Annotated in this window: 20 protein-coding genes and 1 CRISPR repeat array; of the genes, 11 read left to right on the top strand and 9 right to left on the bottom strand. The window is 65.2% G+C overall.

The features are described 5' to 3' along the window. Positions 1 to 385: 385 nt before the first annotated feature. The 8 genes from cas5c to G5C33_RS10930 all read left to right on the top strand — a co-directional run bounded on the left by cas5c (position 386) and on the right by G5C33_RS10930 (position 11,862). Positions 386 to 1,057, top strand: a complete 672-nt coding sequence (gene cas5c / locus G5C33_RS10965) for a type I-C CRISPR-associated protein Cas5c (RefSeq protein WP_165327248.1) — start codon at positions 386 to 388, stop codon at positions 1,055 to 1,057. Beyond that, on the top strand, positions 1,054 to 2,880 hold the full coding sequence (cas8c, locus tag G5C33_RS10960; protein WP_165327247.1) for a type I-C CRISPR-associated protein Cas8c/Csd1: 1,827 nt from the start codon (positions 1,054 to 1,056) through the stop codon (positions 2,878 to 2,880). The genes cas5c and cas8c overlap by 4 nt, the downstream gene beginning before the upstream one ends. Then, on the top strand, positions 2,880 to 3,845 hold the full coding sequence (gene cas7c / locus G5C33_RS10955; protein WP_165327246.1) for a type I-C CRISPR-associated protein Cas7/Csd2: 966 nt from the start codon (positions 2,880 to 2,882) through the stop codon (positions 3,843 to 3,845). The genes cas8c and cas7c overlap by 1 nt, the downstream gene beginning before the upstream one ends. Before the next feature lies 1 nt (position 3,846). After that, positions 3,847 to 4,491, top strand: coding sequence for a CRISPR-associated protein Cas4 (cas4, locus tag G5C33_RS10950; protein WP_228275033.1), 645 nt, complete (start codon positions 3,847 to 3,849; stop codon positions 4,489 to 4,491). Next, a complete protein-coding gene (gene cas1c / locus G5C33_RS10945; RefSeq protein WP_165327244.1) occupies positions 4,491 to 5,531 on the top strand; it encodes a type I-C CRISPR-associated endonuclease Cas1c in 1,041 nt (346 codons plus the stop codon). Before cas4 ends, cas1c begins: the two co-directional genes overlap by 1 nt. Positions 5,532 to 5,534: 3 nt before the next feature. Further along, positions 5,535 to 5,825, top strand: coding sequence for a CRISPR-associated endonuclease Cas2 (cas2, locus tag G5C33_RS10940; RefSeq protein WP_165327243.1), 291 nt, complete (start codon positions 5,535 to 5,537; stop codon positions 5,823 to 5,825). A gap of 190 nt (positions 5,826 to 6,015) precedes the next feature. Continuing rightward, a CRISPR array of direct repeats spans positions 6,016 to 10,591; the repeat unit is 32 nt; unit sequence GGTCGCCCCCACACGGGGGCGTGGATCGAAAC. A 52-nt stretch (positions 10,592 to 10,643) separates the two neighbouring features. Next, positions 10,644 to 11,207, top strand: coding sequence for an exopolysaccharide biosynthesis protein (locus tag G5C33_RS10935; protein WP_165328826.1), 564 nt, complete (start codon positions 10,644 to 10,646; stop codon positions 11,205 to 11,207). Between the two features lie 49 nt (positions 11,208 to 11,256). Continuing rightward, on the top strand, positions 11,257 to 11,862 hold the full coding sequence (locus tag G5C33_RS10930) for a retropepsin-like aspartic protease family protein (protein WP_165327242.1): 606 nt from the start codon (positions 11,257 to 11,259) through the stop codon (positions 11,860 to 11,862). Positions 11,863 to 11,910: 48 nt separating this feature from the next. Here G5C33_RS10930 and G5C33_RS10925 read toward each other — a convergent pair whose 3' ends face one another. The 5 genes from G5C33_RS10925 to G5C33_RS10905 form a co-directional block, all read right to left on the bottom strand. Further along, the gene (locus G5C33_RS10925) at positions 11,911 to 13,539 is read right to left on the bottom strand and encodes a GMC family oxidoreductase (protein ID WP_165327241.1); all 1,629 of its coding nucleotides are present in this window, start codon (positions 13,537 to 13,539) and stop codon (positions 11,911 to 11,913) included. Continuing rightward, positions 13,529 to 14,170, bottom strand: a complete 642-nt coding sequence (locus G5C33_RS10920) for a gluconate 2-dehydrogenase subunit 3 family protein (protein WP_165327240.1) — start codon at positions 14,168 to 14,170, stop codon at positions 13,529 to 13,531. The genes G5C33_RS10925 and G5C33_RS10920 overlap by 11 nt, the downstream gene beginning before the upstream one ends. Further along, on the bottom strand, positions 14,163 to 15,002 hold the full coding sequence (locus tag G5C33_RS10915) for a hypothetical protein (protein WP_165327239.1): 840 nt from the start codon (positions 15,000 to 15,002) through the stop codon (positions 14,163 to 14,165). Before G5C33_RS10915 ends, G5C33_RS10920 begins: the two co-directional genes overlap by 8 nt. Further along, entirely contained in the window at positions 15,002 to 16,780 is a 1,779-nt protein-coding gene (locus G5C33_RS10910; protein WP_165327238.1) for a thiamine pyrophosphate-requiring protein, read from the bottom strand. Before G5C33_RS10910 ends, G5C33_RS10915 begins: the two co-directional genes overlap by 1 nt. An 87-nt stretch (positions 16,781 to 16,867) precedes the next feature. Continuing rightward, complete coding sequence (locus tag G5C33_RS10905) at positions 16,868 to 18,112, bottom strand: alpha-hydroxy acid oxidase (protein WP_165327237.1); 1,245 nt, start codon at positions 18,110 to 18,112, stop codon at positions 16,868 to 16,870. A gap of 86 nt (positions 18,113 to 18,198) precedes the next feature. On the opposite strand from G5C33_RS10905, the gene G5C33_RS10900 reads away from it, so the two are divergent. Genes G5C33_RS10900 through G5C33_RS10890 form a run of 3 tightly spaced genes read left to right on the top strand, consistent with a single transcriptional unit; the run spans position 18,199 to position 21,198 of the window. Then, positions 18,199 to 18,363 carry a peptide ABC transporter permease gene (locus G5C33_RS10900; RefSeq protein WP_165327236.1) on the top strand — a complete coding sequence of 55 codons (165 nt, stop codon included), beginning with the start codon at positions 18,199 to 18,201 and terminating at the stop codon, positions 18,361 to 18,363. Between the two features lie 4 nt (positions 18,364 to 18,367). Then, on the top strand, positions 18,368 to 19,393 hold the full coding sequence (locus G5C33_RS10895) for an SDR family oxidoreductase (RefSeq protein WP_165327235.1): 1,026 nt from the start codon (positions 18,368 to 18,370) through the stop codon (positions 19,391 to 19,393). Next, on the top strand, positions 19,390 to 21,198 hold the full coding sequence (locus G5C33_RS10890; RefSeq protein WP_165327234.1) for a glycoside hydrolase family 15 protein: 1,809 nt from the start codon (positions 19,390 to 19,392) through the stop codon (positions 21,196 to 21,198). The genes G5C33_RS10895 and G5C33_RS10890 overlap by 4 nt, the downstream gene beginning before the upstream one ends. A gap of 3 nt (positions 21,199 to 21,201) precedes the next feature. On the opposite strand, the gene G5C33_RS10885 is transcribed toward G5C33_RS10890, so the two are convergent. The 4 genes from G5C33_RS10885 to G5C33_RS10870 are packed head-to-tail and all read right to left on the bottom strand — an operon-like array spanning position 21,202 to position 25,083. Next, the gene (locus tag G5C33_RS10885; RefSeq protein WP_165327233.1) at positions 21,202 to 21,522 is read right to left on the bottom strand and encodes a cytochrome o ubiquinol oxidase subunit IV; all 321 of its coding nucleotides are present in this window, start codon (positions 21,520 to 21,522) and stop codon (positions 21,202 to 21,204) included. Then, positions 21,519 to 22,145 carry a cytochrome c oxidase subunit 3 gene (locus G5C33_RS10880; RefSeq protein WP_165327232.1) on the bottom strand — a complete coding sequence of 209 codons (627 nt, stop codon included), beginning with the start codon at positions 22,143 to 22,145 and terminating at the stop codon, positions 21,519 to 21,521. The genes G5C33_RS10885 and G5C33_RS10880 overlap by 4 nt, the downstream gene beginning before the upstream one ends. Then, positions 22,142 to 24,205, bottom strand: coding sequence for a cbb3-type cytochrome c oxidase subunit I (locus G5C33_RS10875; RefSeq protein ID WP_165327231.1), 2,064 nt, complete (start codon positions 24,203 to 24,205; stop codon positions 22,142 to 22,144). Before G5C33_RS10875 ends, G5C33_RS10880 begins: the two co-directional genes overlap by 4 nt. Further along, positions 24,202 to 25,083, bottom strand: coding sequence for a COX aromatic rich motif-containing protein (locus tag G5C33_RS10870; protein WP_206518546.1), 882 nt, complete (start codon positions 25,081 to 25,083; stop codon positions 24,202 to 24,204). The genes G5C33_RS10875 and G5C33_RS10870 overlap by 4 nt, the downstream gene beginning before the upstream one ends. Positions 25,084 to 25,250: the final 167 nt, after the last annotated feature.

Raw genomic sequence — 25,250 nt, 5'->3', positions numbered from 1 at the left:
ATTCCAAGGAGCATTTATCTTACTTCCTAGGAAGTGATTGGGCGCTTCCGCCAATTGACCATCCGTATCGTTACCGTAACGCTCACCATCGAGGCAGGTGGAGGCAAACGTGGTAAGATACAGTGAAACAGTCGGCAGCGGGGGCTTTACGCTTTACGCTTTCCGGTGAAACCGCTGCGGTACCCGAAGAACCAACATAGTCGCCCGATACGAGCGCGTGGATCGAAACCTAGGAAGTGAAGCGTCGCTTCATGTTAAAAGGCCCTCGAGCTTCTGCTCGGGGGCCAATTTATGGAAGCCTGTGAAGAGTGACCGAAACGGAGAAATTTCTTTTTGGCAATTGACGTCTTTTGACTAGGCTATGCTGGGGGGGGAAGAGATGACTATGGGCGTACGACTGCATATCTGGGGGGAGCGCGCCTGCTTTACCCGGCCGGAGATGAAGGTCGAACGCGTCAGCTATGACGTCATCACCCCATCTGCCGCACGCGGCATTCTGGAAGCGATTCACTGGAAACCCGCGATCCGCTGGCACGTCGATCGCATCCATGTGCTCAAGCCCATCCGCTTCCAGTCGTTCCGCCGCAATGAGGTCGGGGCGAAGGCAAGTGCCAGCCTCGCCTCTGGAGCGATGAAGCGCAAGGATACGAGCGGGCTCGGGATCGCGGTGGACGAAGATCGGCAGCAACGCGCCGCGATGCTGCTGGTCGATGTCGCCTATGTGATCGAAGCCCATTTCGAGATGACCGAGAAAGCCGGGCCGGGCGATACGGCGGCCAAGCATATCTCGATGTTCAACCGCCGCGCCGCTTCCGGCCAGTGCTTTCACCGCCCCTGCCTCGGCACCCGCGAGTTTCCCGCCGAATTCGCATTGGTTGCCGAAGGCGATCCGCTGCCCTCGCCCGATGCGTCCTTTACCGAGCGCGAGCGCGACCTTGGCTGGATGCTCCATGATATCGATTTCGCAAATGGCAGCGCGTCGCGCTTCTTCCACGCGCGCATGGAAGATGGCGTGATCGAGGTGCCCGCCTGGAACAGCGCGGACCTGGTGTCGTGACGATACTTCAGGCGCTCGACCGCTATTACGACCGGATGGCGGGTGCCGCAGCATCCGGCTGGACGAAAGCGGGCTTCGGATGGTGCATAGTGCTTGGCGCCGACGGATCGGTGGTCGCGGTAAACGATCTGCATGACAATAGCGGCAGGAAGCCCCGTCGGGTCGAGTTCAACGTGCCCGCCGGACCGAAGCGCACATCGGGCATCGCGCCCAATTTCCTGTGGGACAAGACGTCCTACACGCTTGGCCGTACCGCGGGCGCAGGCAAACGCGTGATGCAGGAGCATGAGGCGTTCGTCACGCTTCATCGCGAGAGGCTGGCGGGGGTTGCGGATGCGGGGCTCAAGGCGCTGCTCGCTTTCCTCGAAAACTGGCGCCCCGAACGCTTTGACGACGACTCGCCCTTCACCGATGAGATGCTGGACGCCAACATCATGTTCCGGCTGGACGGCACGACGGGCTATATCCACGAAAGCGACGAAGCGGTTCGGCTGGTCGACCACTTCGCGGCCGATGGCGCGACATCGGACACGGTGATGTGCCTCGTCACCGGTCGTCAGGGAACGCTCGAACGGCTGCATCCGGCGATCAAAGGCGTGCGCGATGCGCAAAGCTCTGGCGCGGCGCTCGTCTCCTTCAACCTCGACGCCTTCACCTCCTACGGACAGATCCAGGGCGCCAACGCCCCCACCTCCCAAGAAGCGGCGGCGCGCTATGGCGGCGCGCTGAACGCGATGCTGGCGCGGGACAGCGTGAACCGCGTCAGCCAGCCGATTGGCGACGCCACCACCGTCTTCTGGGCCGATGCTGGCGAGGCGGAGACCGAAGACAGCGCGGAAGCGGCGGCGGCGGCGGAAGCCTGGTTTGCCGGTCCCATCGAGGGGATCACCGATGCCGAGGAGGCGGAGAAGCTGCGCGTGGAGCTGGAGGCGGTCGCGGCGGGCCGTCCGATCTCGGATGTTCGGCCGGCGATAGCGAAGGGCACGAAATTCCACGTTCTCGGCCTTTCGCCCAATGCCGCGCGGCTTTCGGTACGCTTCTGGGAGGAAGGCGATTTCGAGCGCTTTGCGCGACGCCTTGCCGATCATCATCGCGACCTTACCATCAAGCCCCTGCCTTCGGGGTGGAAGGCTCCGTCGGTCTCGCTGCTGCTCGCGCGCACCACCGCGCTACAGGGCAAGTTCGAGAATATCCCCAATCAACTGGCCGGTGAGGTGATGCGCTCCGTACTCACCGGTCGCCCCTATCCGCGCAGCTGGCTGTCGGCGATCCTCATCCGGCTGCGCGCGGGCGACGATCCGTCCTTCGGCTGGCACGCAGCGGCCTGCCGCGGCGTGCTGCACCGCGAATATCGACTGGGTTTCAGGGAAAGGGAGGTGCCGATGGCGCTCGATCGAACGCATGCAAATCCGGGCTATCTGCTCGGCCGCCTGTTCGCGGTGTACGAACTGGCGCAGATCGCGGCGCTGGGGCGCGGCGTCAACGCCACGATGCGGGACAAATTTTTCGGCGGTGCCAGTGCAACGCCTGCCAGCATCTTCCCGCTGGTGATCTCGAACGGGCAGAATCACCTTGCCAAGGCCCGAAAAACCAGCCCCGGATGGGCATTCCTGATCGAACGCGAGCTGGAATCGATCATGGATACGATCGAACCCGGCCTTCCCCACACCCTGCCGCGCGCACTGCCGCTGGAGGATCAGGCCGAATTCGCCATCGGCTATTACCACCAGCGAAGCGCCAAGCTGAAAAGCGACAAGGGGGACGAGATCAGTCTCGCCGAGGCCGAGGCGAACGCCACCGACAATGAAGGGGACAGTGAATAATGAGCGACAGCCCAGCCGTGACCCACCGCCACGAATTCGTGCTGTTCTTCGACGTGCAGGACGGAAACCCCAACGGCGACCCAGACGCCGGCAATCTGCCGAGGATCGATCCCGAAACCAATCTAGGTCTGGTTTCCGATGTCGCGTTGAAGCGCAAGATCCGCAATTACGTCGCGCTGAAGGCCGAAGTCGGGGACATTCTGGCGCAAGGCCACGAAATCTACATGAGCGAGGGCGCCACGCTCAACAACCAGCACAAGCGCGCCTGGGAAGCAGTGATGCCGCCGGTCGACAAAAGCGAAGAGTATAAGAAGCTGCCCAAGGACCAGCAGAAATCGCGCGAGTTGACGCGGTGGATGTGCGCGAATTTCTGGGACATTCGCACATTCGGCGCGGTGATGACGACAGGCGTCAATGCGGGACAGGTCCGCGGCCCGGTACAGATCGCCTTCTCCCGTTCGCTCGAACGCATCCTGCCGCTCGAAATCTCGATCACTCGCATGGCGGCAACGACGGAGGCGGATGCCGAGGCCAAGGGCGGTCGCACCATGGGCCGCAAGCATATCGTACCCTATGGTGCCTATCGCGTGCACGGCTTCGTTTCCGCGCCGCTCGCTTCGCACGACACGAAGGGCACGGGTTTTTCCGAAGCCGATCTCGACCTCCTCTGGGACGCGCTTTGCAACATGTTCGAGCACGATCGCTCCGCCGCGCGCGGACAGATGGCGAGCCGTAAGCTGATCGTCTTCCGTCACGCTTCCGCGCTCGGCAATGCTCAGGCACAGGCGCTGTTTGATCGGGTGAAGGTCGACCGTGTGTATCAGGGGATTGCCCATGAGATCGGCAGCGATGCCTATCACAACAGCACCGACAACTGGCCCGCCGCGCGAAGCTGGAGCGATTATGCCGTGCGGATTGAGCGCGACGGTCTGCCCGACGGGATCGAGATACTGGAACCGTGCTGAGGTGAGCGCTGCCACAGACGATAGGTACGACGATGTCCTTATTCCCGTATCCGCGCTCCAGCATTATCTGTTCTGCCCGCGCCAATGCGCGCTAATCCATGTCGAGCGGCAATGGGCGGAGGACGGTGCCACCGCCGAAGGCCGCATTCTGCACGACAGAGTGGACAAGGGCGGTGGCGATCGAAGACGCGATGTGCGCCTCGTGCGATCGCTGCCGATCCGCGCGCCCGAGCTGGGCCTGATCGGCGTCGCCGATGTGGTGGAGTTTCACGGGCGCGGTGCGGCGGCGCGTCCCTTCCCGGTCGAATATAAGCGCGGCAAGCCCAAAGCGCACCGCGCAGACGAGGTACAGCTTTGCGCGCAGGGCCTCTGCCTCGAAGCGATGTTCGGCCACGCCGTTCCCGAAGGTGCGCTGTTTTACGGCGAGGTGCGGCGACGAAGGGCCGTTTCCTTTGACGACGACTTGCGCGCGCTGACGCTGCGCATCGTGCAAGAAACGCGCGCCATGTTCGCTGCGCGCCGCACCCCGCCGCCCGTCCCCTTCAAAGGCTGTACGCGCTGTTCGCTGGCCGATCTGTGCCGCCCTGCAACGTTTCAGCAACCGCCCAGCGTCCGTCGCTGGCTCGAACGCCAGATCGGGGCCTGATGCGCCGCCACCTCAACACCATCTATGTGACCAGCGAAGGAGGTTGGCTGCGTAAGGACGGCCAGAATGTCGTGGTGGAGGTGGACGGCGAGGAACGCGGACGCGCGCCGCTCCATATGATTGGCGGCATCGTGTGTTTCGCCCGCGCCGGGGCAAGCCCGGCCCTGATGGCCGCCTGCGCCGAAACTGGGATCGCGATGTCTTTCCTCACGCCGACTGGCCGCTTCCTCGCCCGGGTCGAAGGACCGCGCAGCGGCAATGTCCTGCTGCGCCGCACCCAGCATCGGATTGCGGACGATCCGGTGCGCTCCGCCGCGATTGTGCGCGGAATGGTAACGGCCAAGCTAGCCAATCAGCGCACCGTGCTGCGGCGGGCGCTGCGCGACCATGGCAGCGGCATGGACGAATCCGCGCGAACCGCGATAAACATGGCCGAGCGCCGCATCGATCGTATCGGCTGCCATGCGGTGATGCTGGACGATGTGGACAAGCTGCGCGGTGCCGAGGGCGAGGGTGCGCAGCAATATTTCGCCGTTTTCGATTTTCTCCGCCGCGTGCCCGCGACCGAATTCGCCTTCACCACGCGTTCACGCCGTCCCCCGCTCGATCGGATGAACGCGCTTCTCTCCTTTCTTTATGCTATGCTTGGACATGATTGCCGGTCTGCGGCGGAGGGCGTGGGTCTCGATCCTCAGATCGGCTTCCTCCATGCCGATCGTCCGGGCCGCGCCAGCCTTGCGCTTGACCTGATGGAGGAACTGCGCCCGGTGCTGGCCGATCGCCTGGCGCTAAGCCTTGTCAATCGGCGGCAAATAGAGGCGGGCGATTTCAAAGTCGACGAAGGCGGTGCCGTCTCGTTAAAGGAGGAACCGCGCAAGCGCGTGCTAACCGCGTGGCAGGAACGCAAAAAGGACGAATTGCGCCACCCCTTTCTGGGCGAAACCATGCCGCTCGGCCTTGTGCCGCACGTTCAGGCGCTGCTGCTCGCCCGGCATCTGCGTGGGGATATCGACGGCTATCCTGGCTTCATATGGAAATAGCGGATGCTGATGCTTGTCACCTATGACGTCTCGACTGAGGATGCCGCCGGTCGCCGCCGCCTGCGCCGCGTGGCCCGCGCCTGCCTCGACCATGGCCAGCGCGTGCAGAATTCGGTCTTCGAATGCGAAGTCGATCCGGCGATGTGGGCCATGCTGCGAGCCCGTCTCCTGTCAGAGATAGACGTTGAACGCGACAGCCTGCGTTTTTATCGTCTGGGTGCGGATGGAAAGCGCCGGATCGAGCATGTCGGCGCGAAACCTGCCCTCGATCTGGATGGCCCGCTCCTCTTCTGATCGTTCGGCCCGGCGCGAACCCCAAGCGGGCAGCCGGACCCCATAGGGTTCGCGCGCGAACTTTTCGGCGGATTGTCAAAGACCTCCAGAATCTTCGTCGGCACGGTCAGGCACCCATTGATGATTTTGAAGCCGCATCGCGCAATGACGTATATTTTCTGTTGTTGCTCTGGGTGTTACAGCCCACCCCGGTCGCCCCCACACGGGGGCGTGGATCGAAACTTCAATGGCGGTCGGTCGGTCATCATCGGGGTGGCGGTCGCCCCCACACGGGGGCGTGGATCGAAACTGCTTGAGGATGCGAGCGAGGAAAGCGAACCCGGGTCGCCCCCACACGGGGGCGTGGATCGAAACATCAATCCGGCCATCACGCGCTCCGACGGCCGTGGTCGCCCCCACACGGGGGCGTGGATCGAAACGTCACCACTTCGGGCGACATGCTGATCGACGGCGGTCGCCCCCACACGGGGGCGTGGATCGAAACCAGTTGCTCTCGATGATCTGAGCTGCCCCGGTAGGTCGCCCCCACACGGGGGCGTGGATCGAAACATTGCGGTCGATTTGCCGTCGCCGCCGCGCCCTGGTCGCCCCCACACGGGGGCGTGGATCGAAACCCCACCACCCCAAGACAGGACGATAGATAGAGGAGGGTCGCCCCCACACGGGGGCGTGGATCGAAACACTCATGGGTATCCCTGTCGGGCTTCCAAAAACGGTCGCCCCCACACGGGGGCGTGGATCGAAACGGGCATTGATGCCCGATGGATCGAAGATCGGCAGGGTCGCCCCCACACGGGGGCGTGGATCGAAACGGTTTGCGAGCAGCGCGAGGTATTCGGCGCCCTGGTCGCCCCCACACGGGGGCGTGGATCGAAACCCGAGTGAAGACATCGGCAGAATTGGAAACGAGGGTCGCCCCCACACGGGGGCGTGGATCGAAACCACCCCACGGCAGGCCAGCTCGATGTCTGATAGGGGTCGCCCCCACACGGGGGCGTGGATCGAAACGTTTTGAGCCGGAACTCCTTTTCGTAGACATATGGTCGCCCCCACACGGGGGCGTGGATCGAAACGCGCGATACTCGGCCGCGTTCCACGGCCCCGCCGGTCGCCCCCACACGGGGGCGTGGATCGAAACAGCGCATTTACGGCGGCGTTACCGAACGCGGCGAGGTCGCCCCCACACGGGGGCGTGGATCGAAACGCTCGGGTGATCTCGACCCCATGAAGGCGGCGGAGGTCGCCCCCACACGGGGGCGTGGATCGAAACGCGGTGCGCGCCGATAACGGCCTCGTCTATGTGGGTCGCCCCCACACGGGGGCGTGGATCGAAACCCAACGCGGCGCTGCCCGTCTCGCTCACCGGCTGGTCGCCCCCACACGGGGGCGTGGATCGAAACTCTGCCAGCAAAAGAGCGCGCTTTTGCTCCCGCGGTCGCCCCCACACGGGGGCGTGGATCGAAACGTCGTCGACGGCCAGCATCGCCTCGCCGCCGCGGGTCGCCCCCACACGGGGGCGTGGATCGAAACTCCCAGCCCGGTTAGGCGCTCGACCGCCATGAACGGTCGCCCCCACACGGGGGCGTGGATCGAAACTCTATCAGGCTGTCCTCCAGCTGGGTTTGCCGTGGTCGCCCCCACACGGGGGCGTGGATCGAAACTGGCAGTTCGCCTGGGGCTCAAAGCAGACGCTCGGGTCGCCCCCACACGGGGGCGTGGATCGAAACGATGCCGAATGGCGCCTTCGCGCCGGTAATGGCGCGGTCGCCCCCACACGGGGGCGTGGATCGAAACTCGATCCGTTCGTTTCGGCTCACGCGGTCAGCGAGGTCGCCCCCACACGGGGGCGTGGATCGAAACCTCGCTGGCGTCACGCCGCCGGTGGACGATGATGGTCGCCCCCACACGGGGGCGTGGATCGAAACCGGCAGATCGAGCGCCTCGAAGTTGAAGATGCCCTGGTCGCCCCCACACGGGGGCGTGGATCGAAACATCACGGACGGCAGCGAGGCGGCGGTGCGGCAGGCGGGTCGCCCCCACACGGGGGCGTGGATCGAAACTCGATCGTCTCGTGCAGGAAGCGGAGAGGCGTGGGTCGCCCCCACACGGGGGCGTGGATCGAAACGAGTGCAGTCAGACTACAGTATCCAGCGATACCGCGGTCGCCCCCACACGGGGGCGTGGATCGAAACCATGCCTTGATGACGCTCGCCAGCGCCTGCCCGCCGGGTCGCCCCCACACGGGGGCGTGGATCGAAACCGCCTCTCGCCCGATGTCCTCGACGCCCTGCGCGCGGTCGCCCCCACACGGGGGCGTGGATCGAAACTCTGATTGAGAAGAACGGGTCCGGGATTACAGGCGGTCGCCCCCACACGGGGGCGTGGATCGAAACGAACACCCCTTCGGTCCACCCCGAAAAAGTCTCGTGGTCGCCCCCACACGGGGGCGTGGATCGAAACTTCCCGGAGCCCCCAATAGAACTTGGCGACAGCATGGTCGCCCCCACACGGGGGCGTGGATCGAAACAAGTATAAATGCGCTCATTTGGTCGGCCTCCTATGGTCGCCCCCACACGGGGGCGTGGATCGAAACATCATCTTCCGCGAAATTCAAGCGGTCGAGGAAAGGTCGCCCCCACACGGGGGCGTGGATCGAAACCAGCGTTCCATTGCCGCGCGCGCGTAACTCGCGCGGGTCGCCCCCACACGGGGGCGTGGATCGAAACGTCGGTCGGCGGCGTATCGCGATACAGCCGGGCGGTCGCCCCCACACGGGGGCGTGGATCGAAACTTGCCCCCTGCCTGCCGATAGCGCCGCGTGCTGCCGGTCGCCCCCACACGGGGGCGTGGATCGAAACGCGCGAAGCGGCGCGGCCTTTGAGCGCGACCTAGGTCGCCCCCACACGGGGGCGTGGATCGAAACACCGTGAAGAACGCGGCCTATCTGCGTGGGCGTGGGTCGCCCCCACACGGGGGCGTGGATCGAAACATGCTGATATAGCGGTCGCCCTGGCACCAGCTGGGTCGCCCCCACACGGGGGCGTGGATCGAAACACCCCGGCCCGGCGATCGGTGCCGCGGCCAATCGGTCGCCCCCACACGGGGGCGTGGATCGAAACAGGATCGAAGGATTGGCGCGCGTCGCAGCCGCGCGGTCGCCCCCACACGGGGGCGTGGATCGAAACCTCGAATTTACGCAGCGCGGCCTCCGCCGCCGCCGGTCGCCCCCACACGGGGGCGTGGATCGAAACTCGTGATCGCCGCGCGTCAGAAAGCTCTTGAAGTGGTCGCCCCCACACGGGGGCGTGGATCGAAACAACCGCACCCTGCCCGGCACGATCAGCGGCGCCTCGGTCGCCCCCACACGGGGGCGTGGATCGAAACGGACACTGTGGCCGTCCGCAGGTGCCGCTGAAGACGGTCGCCCCCACACGGGGGCGTGGATCGAAACCGCTTTTTACGGCTGCGTATAGTTCAAGAGCCGATCGGTCGCCCCCCACACGGGGGCGTGGATCGAAACATGCCGGGCGGGCTCTTGATCATGTAGGCCGCTCGGTCGCCCCCACACGGGGGCGTGGATCGAAACATGAAGCGGTTGCGGAAGTCGTCGAAGCTCTGGCGGGGTCGCCCCCACACGGGGGCGTGGATCGAAACCCGCGCTGATTAGCACCACCAAGGACCTGACCGGGTCGCCCCCACACGGGGGCGTGGATCGAAACTTGTCGCCCGCGTAGAAGGCCTCGTCGGCGAACGGTCGCCCCCACACGGGGGCGTGGATCGAAACCACCCGAACCTTCTTGCGCTCCCGGTTGTCGCCATGGTCGCCCCCACACGGGGGCGTGGATCGAAACGCCGGTAAGCTGCAATCGCTCATCCATCCGCGTGGGTCGCCCCCACACGGGGGCGTGGATCGAAACATCGTGGCGGGGGTGATGATCTTGTCGGCGACTGGTCGCCCCCACACGGGGGCGTGGATCGAAACTCCGGTAAGCAGGCCGGCGCTCGCGACCGCTGCCGTCGCCCCCACACGGGGGCGTGGATCGAAACGCGCCACGAACGGCCATAGCCGGTATTGAACACGTCGCCCCCACACGGGGGCGTGGATCGAAACGCCAAGGGCTCGCGCTTCGGCGAGATGGGCGAGGCGGTCGCCCCCACACGGGGGCGTGGATCGAAACCGGAGGCACGACAGGGCAGGCACTGATAAAGCAGGGTCGCCCCCACACGGGGGCGTGGATCGAAACCAGAGCCGCCATGTGGCGACGATAGGCGCGGCGGTGTCGCCCCCACACGGGGGCGTGGATCGAAACGGTATTTGGCGGCGACGTGACTGTCGATGATCGAGTCGCCCCCACACGGGGGCGTGGATCGAAACGCGCTCGTCATCACAGACGAATGCACAAGCGTGCGGTCGCCCCCACACGGGGGCGTGGATCGAAACCCGCTGGCCGTGGTGGTGAAAACGCCGTTCGTATTGTCGCCCCCACACGGGGGCGTGGATCGAAACATTCAGACGCCTGTGTCCGGCGGCGGCGATGTCGTCGCCCCCACACGGGGGCGTGGATCGAAACGACGAGACGCCGGTGAAGACGACCGTGAGCGTTGTCGCCCCCACACGGGGGCGTGGATCGAAACAGGACTATGTGCGCAAAAACGGCAATGCTCGCATGTCGCCCCCACACGGGGGCGTGGATCGAAACATCACCTTCGTCATGTCGCGCGTGAAGCTGATGGGGTCGCCCCCACACGGGGGCGTGGATCGAAACAAGACTCGCGCATAAACGCGATACCGGCTGACGCGTCGCTGTCGGTGATGTTCTGGACGCGCTGGAGCGACTCGCGGAAAGCGCGGATACGGTGTCGATCGGTGATTTCCTCGCCGGGCTCGGTCAGCGCGGCTACGGTCCGATCCTGCTCGTTCCCGCGCTTCTCGAAATAACGCCTGTAGGCGGCATACCGGGTGTGCCGACCTTCCTGGCGGCGATCATCATCACCTTCGCGGTGCAGATACTGATCGGGCACACCCATCTCTGGCTGCCCGGATTCATCGAGCGGCGGCGCATTTCCTCCGGCAAGCTTTGCGATGCAACGGCGAAGCTGCGGGGAACTGCCCGGTTCCTCGATCGCTGGGTTCATGGCGGCCTGCCGACCCTGACCCGAGCGCCGATCCCGCGGATCGCCGCGGCGATCGTCATCCTGCTTGCCTGCACTGTGCCGCCGCTCGAACTGCTGCCCTTTGCCAGCACCGCTCCAATGGCTGCGATCGCCGCGTTCGGACTCGCGTTGCTCGTCCGCGACGGACTGCTGATGGCGGTCGCCGGTGTTCTCGCAATGGCGGCGCTGGGGGTGGGGTTCGGGCTTGTCGGGGTCGAGATCACGTAAAGCCGATTGCGGACAGGAACCAATGCAGTCGCCCGGCGATTGAGCAACGATGAAGCGCGCGATCGTCATCCTGTCCGCATTGGTCACCTCAACCGGATGCGAACAATTGCCGGGCGGTGCCAACCGGACGGTCGAATATCGACCGACCGAATCGGGCACCGTCGATCACGCGCTCTGCCTGCTCGGTTTCACTGCGGTTCCGATGCGCGAGGTCTCGACCGGACACCATCTGGCAGAGGCGACGATCAACGGGCAAACCGCAAGTTTCGTGATTGATACCGGCGCGAACGTAAGCGTGATCGACAATGCGTATGCGGAGCGGTTCGGGCTTGAGCCGTCCGCGGATGTTCTTTCCAGGCTCGGAGCGCGATCGATCGCCGGAGCAGGCAAGGCACAACAGGCGTCGATCGACACGTTCGTCATCGGTCCCGTCACGATCCGGCAGGAGACCATCGTCAGCGCCGACCTGGGTCAGATGCTCTCGGCGCTGGGGCAGGCAACCAATAGCGATGTCGCCGGCATCATCGGTCAGGACGTCCTGACCGAGCACCGAGCGGTTATCGATGTCAGCCGGTCGATGCTGCACCTGATCGCCGAAGACACTGACCCCGCGCCGGTGCCGGCGGTTCAATGCAGCGCGGAATCCAACGTCTGACCTGCCGGCACGGATTCCCGGCTCGCTCCGATCGAGCAGAGCCGGCCTCTAGCACAAAGCCTTGACCCTGTCCGCGAGACGACAGGCGAGCGCCTGGATAGTAAGCGACGGATTAACTCCGCCGACCGTCGGAAAGACCGATCCGTCGCACACCCACAGGTTCGGGATGTCCCAGCTGCGGCAATCGGGGTCGACCACGCTCGTCGCGGGATCATCGCCCATCCGCGCGGTGCCGCCCAGATGACAGGTATCGTCCATTTCCTTCCAGCGTTCGGCGGCGCCAGCTGCTTCGAGGCTGCGGTCCATGAAATCGGTCGCATGAGCGATCATCGCCTGCTCGTTCTCGCCGAGCGAAAAGGTGATGCGCGGGACGGGCAGGCCATATTGATCGGTCTCGTCGGAGAGCGTCACGCGGTTATGTTCATAGGGCAGCACTTCGCCGACCATCTTCAGGCCCACCGAATGATTGTTGCGCGCCATTTCGTCGATCAGCGCCTGCCCCCATAGCCCGCGCCCGCCCGCAAGGCTCTTGGCCCAGGTAATCGGCAGCGGCCCCTGGCTCATATAGGACCAGCCGCCGAAATAATCCTTGCCGCGATCCTCGTAGTTCCAGTGCTCGCTGATCGCGAGGCTGGGCGGCCCCTTGTAGCTGCGTACTTCATCCGCGACCTGCCCCCAAGCGGCCTGGTTGAGCTGAACCATCAGATTCCTGCCGAGCAGCCCCGAGCTGTTGGCGAGCCCGTCGGGAAATTCACTGTTGGCCGACATCAGCAGCAGCCGCGGCGTTTCGATGGCATATCCGGCGACGATCACATTCTTCGCCTTCTGGAAGCGCCATGCGCCCGCACGGAGATAGTGAACGCCGGTCGCTCGGCCGTTCTTCGTCTCGATCCGCCCGACCATCGCAAGATCGCGTATTTCCGCGCCTGCCTTGAGCGCGCGGGGCAGCCAGGTGACGAGCACCGATTGCTTGGCGTTGGTCGAACAGCCGGTGACACAGAAGCCGCGATAGACGCACGGATGCGCCTTGCCGCGCGGCGCCGACAGCGTCGCCAACGGCGTTTCGGTCCAGTCAATGCCAAGCGCGTCGGCGCCCTTCGCCAGATAATTTGCGGCCGCGTTCATCGGATGCGCGCGATAGGGATAGCGGCCGCGTTTCGGGCCCCAGGGATAGCTGACCGGACCAGCGATCTTCAGCGCGTCCTCGACTTCGTCGTAATAGCGCCACATCTCACGCCAATCGACCGGCCAGTCGACGCCATAGCCGAGTTTCGAGCGCGCCTTGAAATGTTCGGGTCGGAAGCGCAGCGAAACCATCGCGAAATGTACCGTCGATCCGCCGACCGACTTGCCCGAATTATTCGACCCCATCTTGAGCGGATGGCTGCCGTCGACGATGCGGCGATCGGTCCAATAGAGTTTCTGCTGCTCGGTCTCGTCCGAAGCGAAATCCTCGAGCGGGCGCCAATAGGCTCCGGCATCAAACGCGACCACCGAAAAGCCTGCCTCGGCGAGCCTGCAGGCAAGCGTCCCCCCGCCCGCGCCGGTGCCGACGATCGCGAAATCGACTTCCTCCGCCTCGCCATATTCGCGCATCGGCACCCAGCCGCCGGGCGTGAAGACATCGGGCGCGCGTCCGCCGCCGGCGCGTAACTGCTGTTCGGGTTCACTCGGCATGATGGTTGCGTGCTTCCGCCGGGGATGGCGCCTGATCGTCGCGCTCTGCAGCTTCCCAGGGATCGCGACGATTGGCCTGCAGCCGCACATAGCCGCGCGGGCTCGCGGGGCCGCCGAAGCCCATCGCGCTCCAGGCGCTGGGATGGGCGTAATAGGCCGAGACGATGTCGGGAATCAGCCGCCACGACCAGAAGAGGCCGGCGGGCAGATCCTGCCATTCGGGCGCTTCCACTTCGCCCTTCTCGACCGCGCAGAGCACTGCATCGGCCTGATCGTCGCTCAGAAACGCAAAGCCGCTGCCGTGCCGCACGCACGCCTCGGCATCGACGGCGTCGAGCCCGCGCTCCCACGCCCGCCGCGTCTCGGGGAGTTGATGATGGCGAAACCCGTCGCTGCCGTTGGCGGCGATCTTGCCCATCACCAGCGCGAGCGTGTTAACCGGCGGGCGGTGCTCGGGCTGCGGCACGATGCGGTCGATGACCCGAGCCAGCGTCTGGCGCTGGCGATCGGACAATACGCCTTCGGGCGGATCCTTCGCCAGCCGCGCGTCGACCACTGCGCCCGTCTGCGCGTTCCAGCTGGCCGTGTCGCGCTTGGCGAGGACATGATAGTCGGGAAAGCGATCAGCCACTGCGCTTCCTCCTTTTCATCAGCAGCAAGGCGCCCAGCCCCGCCACGGCGAGCCCGGTAAAGGCGGGCGGCGCCGGGATCGGCGGCCCGGCGAGCAGATTCTGCCGCCAGTTGCGCCAGCCGCCCATGTTGCGCGCCACACCAAAGGCATGGAAGCCGACTCCCGCGATCCCCATCGCCACGGTCGCGCCGAGCAGCGCCGTCGTCACCCCGCGCGGCTTGTCCTCGATGGCGTCCCGCGCCAGCGAAACCGCCGCGACCGGCGGCAGCGCGACCGGAATCCACATCGCCGGATTGTGATAGGCGCCGCGGAAGTGGAGCAGCCCGGCCTCGGCGACGGTGCCGACGATACCGGCCGACACCAGCCCGCCGATCACCCTCCCCGATTCGAGACCGACCGGACCGATCCGCATATCGTCATGCCCCAGCCGGTCCGCCGCGCCGCCCAGCATTCCCGCCAGCACCAGCGCGGCAGGTGCACCGGCCGGCGCCGCGTAGAACAGGTTGGTGAAACTCGGCCCGCCTTCCCGCTTGAGGATGTTATAGACATGAAAGCCGAACCCCACCGCGCCGATCGCGAGCGAGATGCCGTGGCTGAGCCGCGGATATACCGTCTCGCTACTGTTCGGCTCGCGCACGCGCTCGCCGTTGAACAGCAGCGATATCCCCGACGATGCGAGCGGCAGCGCCATCGCGGGGTTCGAAAACGACCCGCGATAATGCTCCATCCCGCTGTCGGCGAGCACGGACCCGGCAAGCATCGTCGCGCCGCCTGCGATCAGCCGGACGGCGTGACGCGCATCGGTGAGATCGGCGCCTGTTGCGGGTCGCATCAGTCGCCGAAGACGTTGGCAAGCAGTTGCTTGGCACTTCCCTTGATCAGCCCCGACTGGTCGGGATCGCCCTTGAACAGCGTCGCACTGAAGGCCTTGGCCTGATCGAGCGTGATGTGTGGCGGCAGCGGCGGCACTTCGGGATCGGTCTTGACCTCGAGCAGCACCGGCTTGCCCGCCGAAAGCGCGCGATCCCAGGCGCTGCCAAGATCCTCGGGATCATCGACATAAATGCCTTCGAGCCCGATCATCTGCGCGAAGCGGTGATAGGGAACGCTCGGGATTTTCTGCGTCGCCTCGAACTTGGGATTGCCTTCCATCACCCGCTGTTCCCAGGTGACCTGATTGAGATCCTCGTTGTTGAGCACACAGACAACGAAGGTCTGGTTGGGCCAGCGATCGTGATATTTGGCGATGGTGATCAGCTCGGCCATGTTGTTCATCTGCATCGCGCCGTCGCCGACGCTGGCGATTACCGGCCGGTCGGGATGCGCGAACTTCGCAGCGATCGCATAGGGTACGCCCGCCCCCATCGAGGCGAGACCACCCGAAAGAGAGCCCATCATCCCGCGGCGGAACTGCAGGTCGCGCGCATACCAGTTGGCGCAGCTGCCGCTGTCGCTGGTCACGATCGCGCCGTCGGGCAGGCGCGGCGAAAGCTCGGTGAAAATGCGCTGCGGATTGACCGGATCGGCCGAGACCATCGCGCGGTCCTTGAGTGTTTCGTCCCAGTCGCGCTTCCACCCCGCGATCTCGTCGCGCCACGCGCCATCCTTCTGATCGAGCATCGGCAGCAGCGCGTCGAGCGTCGCCTTGATGTCGCCGGTCAGATTGACGTCCATCGGATAGCGCAGCGAGAGCATGCCCGGATCGATATCGACCTGCACGCCCTTTGCCTGACCCTCCTCGGGAAGGAATTCCGAATAGGGGAAGCCCGATCCGAGCATCAGGAAGGTGTCGCATTGCTGCATCAGATCCCAGCTCGGCTTGGTTCCGAGCAGCCCGATCGAACCCGTTACCCAGGGCAGGTCGTCGGGGAGCACGTCCTTGCCGAGCAGCGCCTTGGCGCTGCCCGCGCCCAACCGATCGGCAAGCGCGATCACCTCGTCAGTCGCCCCCTTGCAGCCCGCCCCGACCAGCATGCCGACCTTCTCGCCCGAATTGAGCAGTTCGGCGGCGCGGCGCAGATCCTCGTCATGCGGCACCACCCTGGGCTCGCTGTAGCCGACGCCCGAAAAGACCGCGCCGTGGCTGCGCGGCGGCTGCTCCATTTCCATTTCCTGCAGGTCGTTGGGGAAGATCAGCGCGGTGACGCGCCGCTGCCCCAGGGCGATCCGCACCGCGCGATCGACCAGATGGCGCACTTGCGCGGGCGCCATCGCATAGCCGGTAAAGGCGCCCGCCACGTCCTTGAACATCGCGCCGAGATCGAGCTCCTGCTGATAGTGCGCGCCGACCGCGGTCCGTGCCTGCTGCCCGACGATCGCGAGCACGGGCATATGGTCCATCCGCGCGTCGTAAAGTCCGGTCAGCACATGCGACGCGCCCGGGCCTGAGGTGGCGAGGCATACGCCAAGCTCACCGGTGAACTTGGCATGCGCAGATGCCATGAAGGCGGCCATTTCTTCATGCCGCGCCTGAATGAATTCGAACTCGTCCCCGGTGCGGTCGAGCGCGCCGAGCAATCCGTTGATGCCGTCTCCAGGATAGCCGAATATCCGTCGCACGCCCCATTGATGCAGGCGTTGCCATACGAAATCACCGACTGTCTGCGCCATGATGCGCCTCCTTGAGATAGCTCCGAAATTTTCTCCCGTTGCTTCGGTAACGGGCTGGCACGCCCGGCTGTTCCGATCGTTTCGAAACTAACTTGCGAGCGCCACCGGCAGCTTCTCGCGCCGGACCATCACCTCGGCCGAGAGAGCGTCGAGCGACGATACGCCGAGCTGTCCCATCTCGTTCAGCATCTGGCGCCGGAGCGTTTCGAGCGCGCAGGTCACGCCGTCGGCGCCCGCCGCGCATAGGCCGTAGAGCGTCGCGCGACCGGAGAGCACTGCGTCGGCGCCGAGCAAGAGCGCCTTCAATATGTCGGTGCCGTGGCGAATACCGCCCGACATGTAGAGCGCCACGCTCTCCCCGACGATTTCGCGCGCAGGCGCCAGGATATCGAGCGCGGAGGCCGCCCAGTCCATCTGCCGACCGCCATGACTGCCGAGCATAATACCGTCGACGCCGCTGTCGCGCGCGCGACGCACATCCTCGAGATTGAGCAGTCCTTTCAGGAACATCGGCTTCTTCCAGCGCGAGCGGATGCGCGCGACATCGTTCCAGCTGAGGTCACGCGGCATTTGCGATCGAATCCAGTGCGCGCTTTCGAAAAAGCCGCGCTGATCCTTGGGAATGAAGTCCAGGACATTGGCGAATCTCGGCAGCCCGTGGCGCAGCGCTGCGACCATCCAGCGCGGGTGACGTGCCGCATCGAATATGCTCGCCAGCGTCGGCCCGCCCGTGGCGGTGCGTGTGCGATCGCTCCATTCGCGGTCGCCGAAAATCTGAGAATTGGTGGTGAGCACCAGCGCCTCGCACCCCGCCGCATCGGCGCGGCGCAGCAATTCCTGCCAGATTTCCTCGCCGCCGAAGACATAGAGCTGCCACCAGTGGCGCAGTCCCGGCACCTTGCCGACCTCCTCCATCGGGTCGTTGGACATGGTGCTCTGGATGAACGGCACCCCGAACCGCGCCGCCCCCTTCGCCAGCATCGTATCGGCATGATAGCGAAACAGGCCGTTGAGGCCGGTCGGCGCGATCGCGAGCGGCATCGCCGCCGTCCTGCCGAGCAGTTCGCGCTCGGTCGAACGATGCGATTCATCGACTAGCGTATGCGGCAGGAAGCGCCATTCGGCGAACGCTTCGCGCTCGCGGTCGAGCGTCGCTTCACTGCCTGCCCCGGCCTCGAGATATTCGAGGACGAGGCGCGGCATCAGCTTGTGCGCCCGCGCGCGCAAATCCTCGACTGCCCGCACTCGATCGAGGTTGCCGCCGCGATAATATTGCCGGCGCGGCGAATGGCGGAAACGCGCGGCGCTTTCGGGGGATGTCATCGGCGTCATGCCCTACCAAGCGCGGGCGCAGCGCGAAGGTTTCCCGGCGCCGGGAAAGTTCGGAACCCGCGCGCACGCGTCACGTTGCAATCGGTATGGAACAGAAACGCACAAAGGACGAAGCGACGCACATCTCTTCACGCGATGCGCGTGGCGGCACGATCATTCTCAAGCACCGCGACGAGCGATTGCTCTTCGTCTCGGGATTGGCAGCGATGGTATTGCTCGCGGCGATCGCCACGGTGATCGGCGTCCTCTGAACCGATGGGAAGCAAGCTTGACGGAGGTGACGGCCGCCCGGTCGTCATGATCACGGGCGCGTCGGCTGGCGTGGGTCGCGCGGTGGTGCGCGAATTCGCGAAACAGGGCGCGCGGATCGGCCTGATCGCGCGCGGCAGGGATGGTCTCGAAGGCGCGGCTAACGAAGTATGGCAAGCCGGCGGCGAGGCGCTGATGTTACCGTGCGACGTCGCCGATGCCGACGCGGTCGACGCCGCCGCCGAAAAGCTCGAAACGGTATTCGGCCCGATCGACATCTGGGTCAATGCGGCGTTCGCGGGCGTCTTCTCGCGCTTCATCGACATGTCACTCGCCGATTATCACCGCGTCACCGACGTCACCTATCACGGACAGGTGCACGGCACCCATGCGGCGTTGAAGCGCATGCTGCCGCGCAACCGGGGCAGCATCGTGCTGGTTGGGTCCGCGCTCGCCTATCGCGGCATTCCGCTGCAATCCGCCTATTGCGGCGCCAAGCACGCGATCCAGGGCTTTCACGATTCGATCCGCGCCGAACTGTTCCACGCGAAGCGCGACGTGCATGTCTCGATGGTTCAGCTCCCCGGCGTCAACACACCGCAATTCGACTGGATCCGTACCAACCTGCCCAACAAGCCGCGCCCGGCGAGCCCACCCTATCAGCCCGAAATCCCGGCAAAGGCGATCGTCTTCGCCGCGCATCACAAGCGCAAGAGCATCAAGCTAGGCTGGCCGACCTGGAAAGCGATCTGGGGCGATCGCATGGCCTCGGGCCTGCTCGACCATTATCTCGCCCAAACCGCGTTCGACGGCCAGCAGGGTGCGGAACCGGTCTCGGCGGATCGCAAGGACAATCTCTACGAGCCGGTTCCAGGCGACCACGGCGCGCATGGCCGGTTCGACGACGAGGCACGCACGCATAGTTCGCAGCTCTGGATCACCACGCATCGCACATTGCTCGGTGTCGGCGCGGCCGCGCTGGCGGGGCTGGGCGTGGCCGGCGCGCTCTTCGCACGGCGAAAGGCGGCATGACCACCCACCCGCACAAGCGGATCGAGGATTATGCCCTGATCGGCGACGGCGAGACCGCCGCGCTGGTGCATCGCGGCGGGGCGATCGAGTGGTTGTGCATGCCGCGCTTCGATTCCGAGGCCTGTCTCGCCGCGATCCTGGGCGACCGCGAGAACGGCTGCTGGGAAATGGCGCCCGAGGGCGGCTTTCGCAGCGTCTCGCGTCGCTATCTGCCCGATACGCTGATCCTCGAAACGCTGTTCGAGACCGAGACGGGTACCGTCGCGGTCACCGATTTCATGCCGATCCGCGGCGAGGCGCCCGACGTGGTCCGCATCGTCGAATGCCGTAGCGGCAGCGTGACGATGCGTTCCGAACTCGCTATCCGCTTCGACTATGGCCAGCTCCACCCGCTGGTGCGCGAATGTTCGGACCGGCAGGTGCTCGCCATCGCCGGCCCCGATGCGGTTCGGCTCGACTTCGACGTCCCCGTGACCTTCGAGGATCGCTGGTTCGGCAGCTGCTTCGAAATGGCCGAAGGCGATTGCAGGAGCTTCGTTCTCACCTGGTTTCCCGGCCACGGCGACGTGCCCGAACCGATCGACCCGCGCGAGGCGTTAGACGAGACGAAGGACTATTGGACAGACTGGACGAGTGGTGCAGGATATCACGGCGCCTATCGCCATCAGGTGATCCGATCGCTGATAACGCTGAAGGCACTGACCCATCGCCCAACCGGCGGCATCATCGCCGCGCCGACCGCGTCGCTGCCCGAGCGGACCGGCGGCAAGCGTAACTGGGACTATCGCTATTGCTGGCTGCGCGACGCGACCTTTTCGCTGCTCGCGATGCTGCAGTCCGGGCTGCGCGAGGAAGCCGGTGCCTGGGTCGGCTGGCTGCGCCGCGCAGTGGCGGGCGAGCCGATCGACATCCAGCCCTTCTACACAGTCGGCGGCGATCGCCGCATCCTCGAATGGGAAGCGCCCTGGCTCGCCGGGTTCAACGGCGCGACGCCGGTCCGCTTCGGAAACGCCGCGGCCGGGCAGTGCCAGCTCGACGTCTATGGTGAAGTGCTCGACACGATCACCGCCGCGCGGCGCCACGGGCTCGAGGACAATGGCGACAGCACCGCACTCGTCCGCCTGCTCGCCGACAAACTCGAGGACCAATGGGAGCATCCCGATGCCGGGATATGGGAAAGCCGCGGCCCGCAGCGCCAGCATGTCTATTCCAAGGTAATGTGCTGGGCCGCCTTCGATCGTGCCGCCAAATGGTTCGACGGCGAGGATGACGATGCCAGCGCGCGCTATCGTGAGCTGGCCGACAAGGTGAAGGGGCTCGTCCTCGAAAAGGGCTTTCACAGGAAGCGCAACAGTTTCGTGGCCGCGTTCGGCGAGGAAGCGCTGGACGCCGCGCTGCTGCGGCTGCCCTTGGTCGGATTCCTACCGATCGACGACCCGCGCATCACCGGCACGATCGAGGCGATCGAGAACGAGCTTATCCGCGACGGCTATGTCTTGCGCTACAAGACCGAAGACAATGATGACGGCGTCGGCGGTGGCGAAGGCGCGTTCCTCGCGGCGGGCTTCTGGCTCGCCGACGTCTATGCGCTGCAGGGCCGGATGGACGATGCACGCGACCTGTTCGAGCGGCTGTGCGGCGTCGCCAACGATGTCGGGCTGCTGTCGGAGGAAGTCGGCGCCGAGGGCATGCTCGGCAACTTCCCGCAGGCGCTATCGCATCTCTCGCTGGTCGCGACGGCAATGAATCTCGGCGGCGGCGGACCCGCGCACGAACGCGGCGGCGAGGCGGAGGAAAACGGCTGAGCGTCAGCCCATTCGCGCATGCTGGTTGAACAATATCCACAGCGACCCGCCGATCATCAGCGCGACAATCAGCCCGGTGAACAGCACCAGCTGCAAATCGTCGCGATGCGATTTCCTCAAGTCGATGTCGAGAAAGAAGCGGAACTGCCAGCCGATCTGCGCGAGTGCCAGCGCCCCCAGCCCGGCGAGGATCAAGTCGCGCGAAACCGGCTTGAGTACTACCAGCAGGAAGCTCGCCGCCGTCAGCACCGCCGCGCCGGCGAGCCCGATCAGCTTGTCACGATATTCGCGGCGGCGTTCCCCTGCTTGTTCCTGCGCCATCATGCGGCTCCATAAAGAAAGACGAAGGTCAAAATCGCGATCCAGACGACGTCGAGCATGTGCCAGAACAGCGCCAGCCGCATGATCCGCAGCCGCACCAGCCTCTCCAGCCCCGGCACGCGCATCTGCACGAACAGCACCGCCATCCACACCAGCCCCGCGCTCACATGCAGCCCATGGCAGCCGAGCAGCGTGAAATGCGCCGAGAGGAAGCCGCTGCGCTGCGGCATATGCCCCTCCTCCGCGAGCTTGACGAAATCGCGCGCCTCGAACCCCAGAAAGGCGATGCCGAGCAATGCCGTCGCCACCATCCAGGCGACCATCGGCGCGCGATCGTCGCGATATTTCTGCGCGAGCGACGCCATCCCGAAGGTGAAGCTCGATGCCAGCAGCAGCGCGGTCTCGATCCCCGCGCTCTTGAGGTCGGTGACGTCCTTCGGCGTCGGCCCGCCGGCGATTCCGTGCAGGCTCATCGCCGAATAGGTAGCGAGCAACAGCGCGAACAGCACCAGATCGCTCATCAGGAACACCCAGAAGCCGAACATCACCGGCCCGGCTTCCTCGTGCGCCTCGGGATCGGTGCGGCCGATATTGACGCCCGCGTGGAGGCTCTGCTGATCGCTCATTGCCGCTCCACCGCCTTTCCACGATTGGCGGGGTCGAGTTCGGCGAAACGATCGACCGGCGTCGTCGCGCGAGCGCGCGCCAGCCAGGCCTCGTTTTCGCGTTCGATCTGCGCGGCGGGAATGACATGCTCGAAATCGCTGCGGAAACTGCGCGCGACCACCCCGCCCCACATCGCCAGCAGCCCCAGCGCGGCGGCCCACCAGATATGCCAGGTCAGCGCGAAGGCGCAGACGAACCCCGCCGCGCCGATCATCACCGGCAACCCGGTGTGTTTGGGCATGGTGATGTCCGCATAATCTTCGGGCGATTCATAGGCGCGGCCCCTGCGCTTCATCGCAGTGAACGCCTCGGTCTCCTCGATCTTGGGCAGCACGGCGAAGTTATATTCGGGGGGCGGCGAACTGGTCCACCATTCGAGGCTGTGCCCGTCCCACGGATCGCCGACCGGCACTGCAAGCGCCTCGCGGCGCCGGATGCTGACGATCAGCTGCACGATCAGCGCCCCGAGGCCGCAGACGATCAGCCCCGCACCACCCCATGCCGTCCACAGCCAGGGCGCATATTCGGCGCGGAACGTCTCCGCCGTGCGCCGCATCATGCCGAACAGCCCGAGCATGTAGAGCGGCAGGAAGGCCAACAGGAACCCCGCACTCCAGCAGCCCCAGGCGATTCGGCCCCAAGTCTCTTCCAGGCGAAAGCCGAACGCCTTGGGAAACCAGAACATATAGCCCGCAATCATCCCGAACAGCGTTCCGGGGATCAGCATGTTGTGGAAATGCGCGACCAGGAACAGCGAATTATGCACACTGAAATCAACCGGCGGATTGGCGAGGATAATCCCCGATAACCCGCCGAGCACGAAGCAGAAGAGGAAAGTGACGGCGAACAGCATCGGCGCGGTCAGCCGGAGGCGCCCGCCATACATGGTGAGCAGCCAGTCATAGACCTTCACGCCGGTGGGAATCCCGATCAGCATCGTCGCGATGCCGAACACCGCGTTGACGTTGGCGCTTTGCCCCATCGTGAAGAAGTGGTGCAGCCAGACGGTGAAGCTCAGCACCGCGATGCACATCACCGCGAAAACCATCGACTTGTACCCGTAGAGCCGCTTGCCCGAAAAGGTTGAGATGACCTCGGACCAGATGCCGAAGGCGGGCAGGATCAGAATATAGACCTCGGGATGACCGAACAGCCAAAAGAGGTTGGCATAGTTCATCATGTTGCCGCCGAGATCGTTGGTGAAGAAATGAAAGCCGGCATAGCGATCGAGCGCGAGCAGCGCGGTCGCGACGGTGAGCGGCGGCATCGCGAAGATCATCAGGATCGCCGTGCAGAGCGACGTCCAGGCGAAGAGCGGCAGGCGGAACAGGCGCATCCCCGGCGCGCGCTCCTTGTAGAGCGTCACGGCAAAATTGATTCCCGTCAGCGTCGTTCCCAGCGACGACAGGGTAACGGCCCATATCCAGTAATCTACGCCTTCGCCGGGCGAGAAGGGCAGCTCGGTAAAGGGCGGATAGCCGCTCCATCCGCCGATCGAAAATTTGCCGATGACGAGGCTGACCATCACGAGCGCCGCCCCCGCCCCGGTAAGCCACAGCCCGACCGCGTTCATGAAGGGAAAGGTCAGGTCGCGCGCGCCGATCTGCAGCGGCATGACGTAATTGATGATGCCCGAAAGGAACGGCATCGCCATAAAGAAGATCATCACCGAGCCGTGAGTGGTGAAAAGCTGCGCGAAATGCTCCGGGCTGACCACGCCGGGCGCATTGATCGCCACGGCCTGTTGGGTGCGCATCAACGCCGCCTCGACCACCGCGCGCGCCAGCATGACGAAGGCGATGACGATGTACATGATCCCGATCTTCTTGTGATCGAGGCTGGTCAGCCATTCCGACCACAGCCAGCGCCAGCGCCGCGTGACGGTGAGCAGCACCACCACGCCAAGCGCGCCGAGGATCACCAGCGATGCTGCGCCGGTGGCGATCAGGTCGCTCTTGGGCGGAAAGTCCGACCAGCGCAGATTGCCGAACAGCCAGTAGGTCAGGTCATGCGTGTTCAAGGCATCGCCTCCGCCGGGACGGGCTGCGCCGCTTTGCCGTGATCGGGCGGTGTAGGTGCAACGCCGCGCAATGCGCCATCGGGGCTTCCGGCATGATGATATTTGGCGACGATATGGTCGAACAGTCCCGGCTGCGCTCGGCCGAAGGTCATCGGCTGCGCCACCGTCGAGGGTCTGGCGAGCGCGGCATAGCGCGCGCCATCGAGCGGCGGCGCGGCCCGCGCGCCTTCCACCCAGCGGCGATAACCCGCCGCGTCGCGCACCTGCACCGCGAAATGCTGTTCGTGAAAATGGCTGCCGTTGAACTGCGTGTTGAGCCCGCGATAGCTGCCCGTTCGGTCGGCGATCAGGTGCAGCTTGGTCCGCATCCCGGCCATCGCATAGATCTGTCCGCCCAGCCGGGGGATCATGAACGCCATCATCGGCCCGTCAGCGGTAATGTCGAACGCGACTTCGCGCCCCTCGGGCAGCACGAGCCTGTTCACGCTCGCCACGCCTTCGTCGGGATAGATGAACAGGAATTTCCAGTCGAGGCCTACCACCTGAACCCGCACCGGATCGGTGCCCGGGCGCAACCGCTGATAGGGATCGATTTCGTGCAAGGTCGTCCACAGCGAGATTGCGAGCAGGGATACGATAACGATCGGAACACCCCAGATGAAATATTCAAGCCGCGCCGAGAAATGCCAGTCGGGGCGATATGCGTCTGCACCGCGCGACAGCCGATCGCGCCACAAAATCAGCGGTAGCCCGATGAATACCGGCGCGATCACCACCAGCACCAGCAGTGTGATCCGCATCAGTTGATCGCGCTGGATTTCAGCAACTTCGCCGGCTGCGGCCAGCATCCCGTCGCCATGCACGCCACAGCCCGCCACGAGCCAAAGCGGCAAGAGCGAAGCAAGCATCCGGGCGATCCATATCGTTCGCGTCGAACGGGCAGCGCGCGAAACCCTGAAGCGCAGGCAGGCGCGCTTCCGCGGCACATGTTCTTGCCATCGGTGCGAAGATGCGCAGCTCATCCATATCTCAACCGGTCAGCCCC

The sequence above is a fragment of the Sphingosinithalassobacter tenebrarum genome, from assembly GCF_011057975.1.
GTDB classification, from domain to species: domain Bacteria; phylum Pseudomonadota; class Alphaproteobacteria; order Sphingomonadales; family Sphingomonadaceae; genus Sphingomonas; species Sphingomonas tenebrarum.
Note: the sequence above shows the minus strand (reverse complement) of the source record. Positions and strands in the feature narration are given on the sequence as shown.

What these genes read in the sequence shown, in the direction of transcription:
- G5C33_RS10910 (WP_165327238.1), bottom strand. Translation starts at nt 16,780, where the DNA reads ATGGCGCAGACAGTCGGTGATTTCGTATGGCAACGCCTGCATCAATGG.
- G5C33_RS10915 (WP_165327239.1), bottom strand. Translation starts at nt 15,002, where the DNA reads ATGCGACCCGCAACAGGCGCCGATCTCACCGATGCGCGTCACGCCGTC.
- G5C33_RS10890 (WP_165327234.1), top strand. Translation starts at nt 19,390, where the DNA reads ATGACCACCCACCCGCACAAGCGGATCGAGGATTATGCCCTGATCGGC.
- G5C33_RS10905 (WP_165327237.1), bottom strand. Translation starts at nt 18,112, where the DNA reads ATGACGCCGATGACATCCCCCGAAAGCGCCGCGCGTTTCCGCCATTCG.
- G5C33_RS10930 (WP_165327242.1), top strand. Translation starts at nt 11,257, where the DNA reads ATGAAGCGCGCGATCGTCATCCTGTCCGCATTGGTCACCTCAACCGGA.
- G5C33_RS10925 (WP_165327241.1), bottom strand. Translation starts at nt 13,539, where the DNA reads ATGCCGAGTGAACCCGAACAGCAGTTACGCGCCGGCGGCGGACGCGCG.
- cas7c (WP_165327246.1), top strand. Translation starts at nt 2,880, where the DNA reads ATGAGCGACAGCCCAGCCGTGACCCACCGCCACGAATTCGTGCTGTTC.
- G5C33_RS10880 (WP_165327232.1), bottom strand. Translation starts at nt 22,145, where the DNA reads ATGAGCGATCAGCAGAGCCTCCACGCGGGCGTCAATATCGGCCGCACC.
- cas1c (WP_165327244.1), top strand. Translation starts at nt 4,491, where the DNA reads ATGCGCCGCCACCTCAACACCATCTATGTGACCAGCGAAGGAGGTTGG.
- G5C33_RS10885 (WP_165327233.1), bottom strand. Translation starts at nt 21,522, where the DNA reads ATGATGGCGCAGGAACAAGCAGGGGAACGCCGCCGCGAATATCGTGAC.
- G5C33_RS10895 (WP_165327235.1), top strand. Translation starts at nt 18,368, where the DNA reads ATGGGAAGCAAGCTTGACGGAGGTGACGGCCGCCCGGTCGTCATGATC.
- cas2 (WP_165327243.1), top strand. Translation starts at nt 5,535, where the DNA reads ATGCTGATGCTTGTCACCTATGACGTCTCGACTGAGGATGCCGCCGGT.
- cas5c (WP_165327248.1), top strand. Translation starts at nt 386, where the DNA reads ATGGGCGTACGACTGCATATCTGGGGGGAGCGCGCCTGCTTTACCCGG.
- G5C33_RS10900 (WP_165327236.1), top strand. Translation starts at nt 18,199, where the DNA reads ATGGAACAGAAACGCACAAAGGACGAAGCGACGCACATCTCTTCACGC.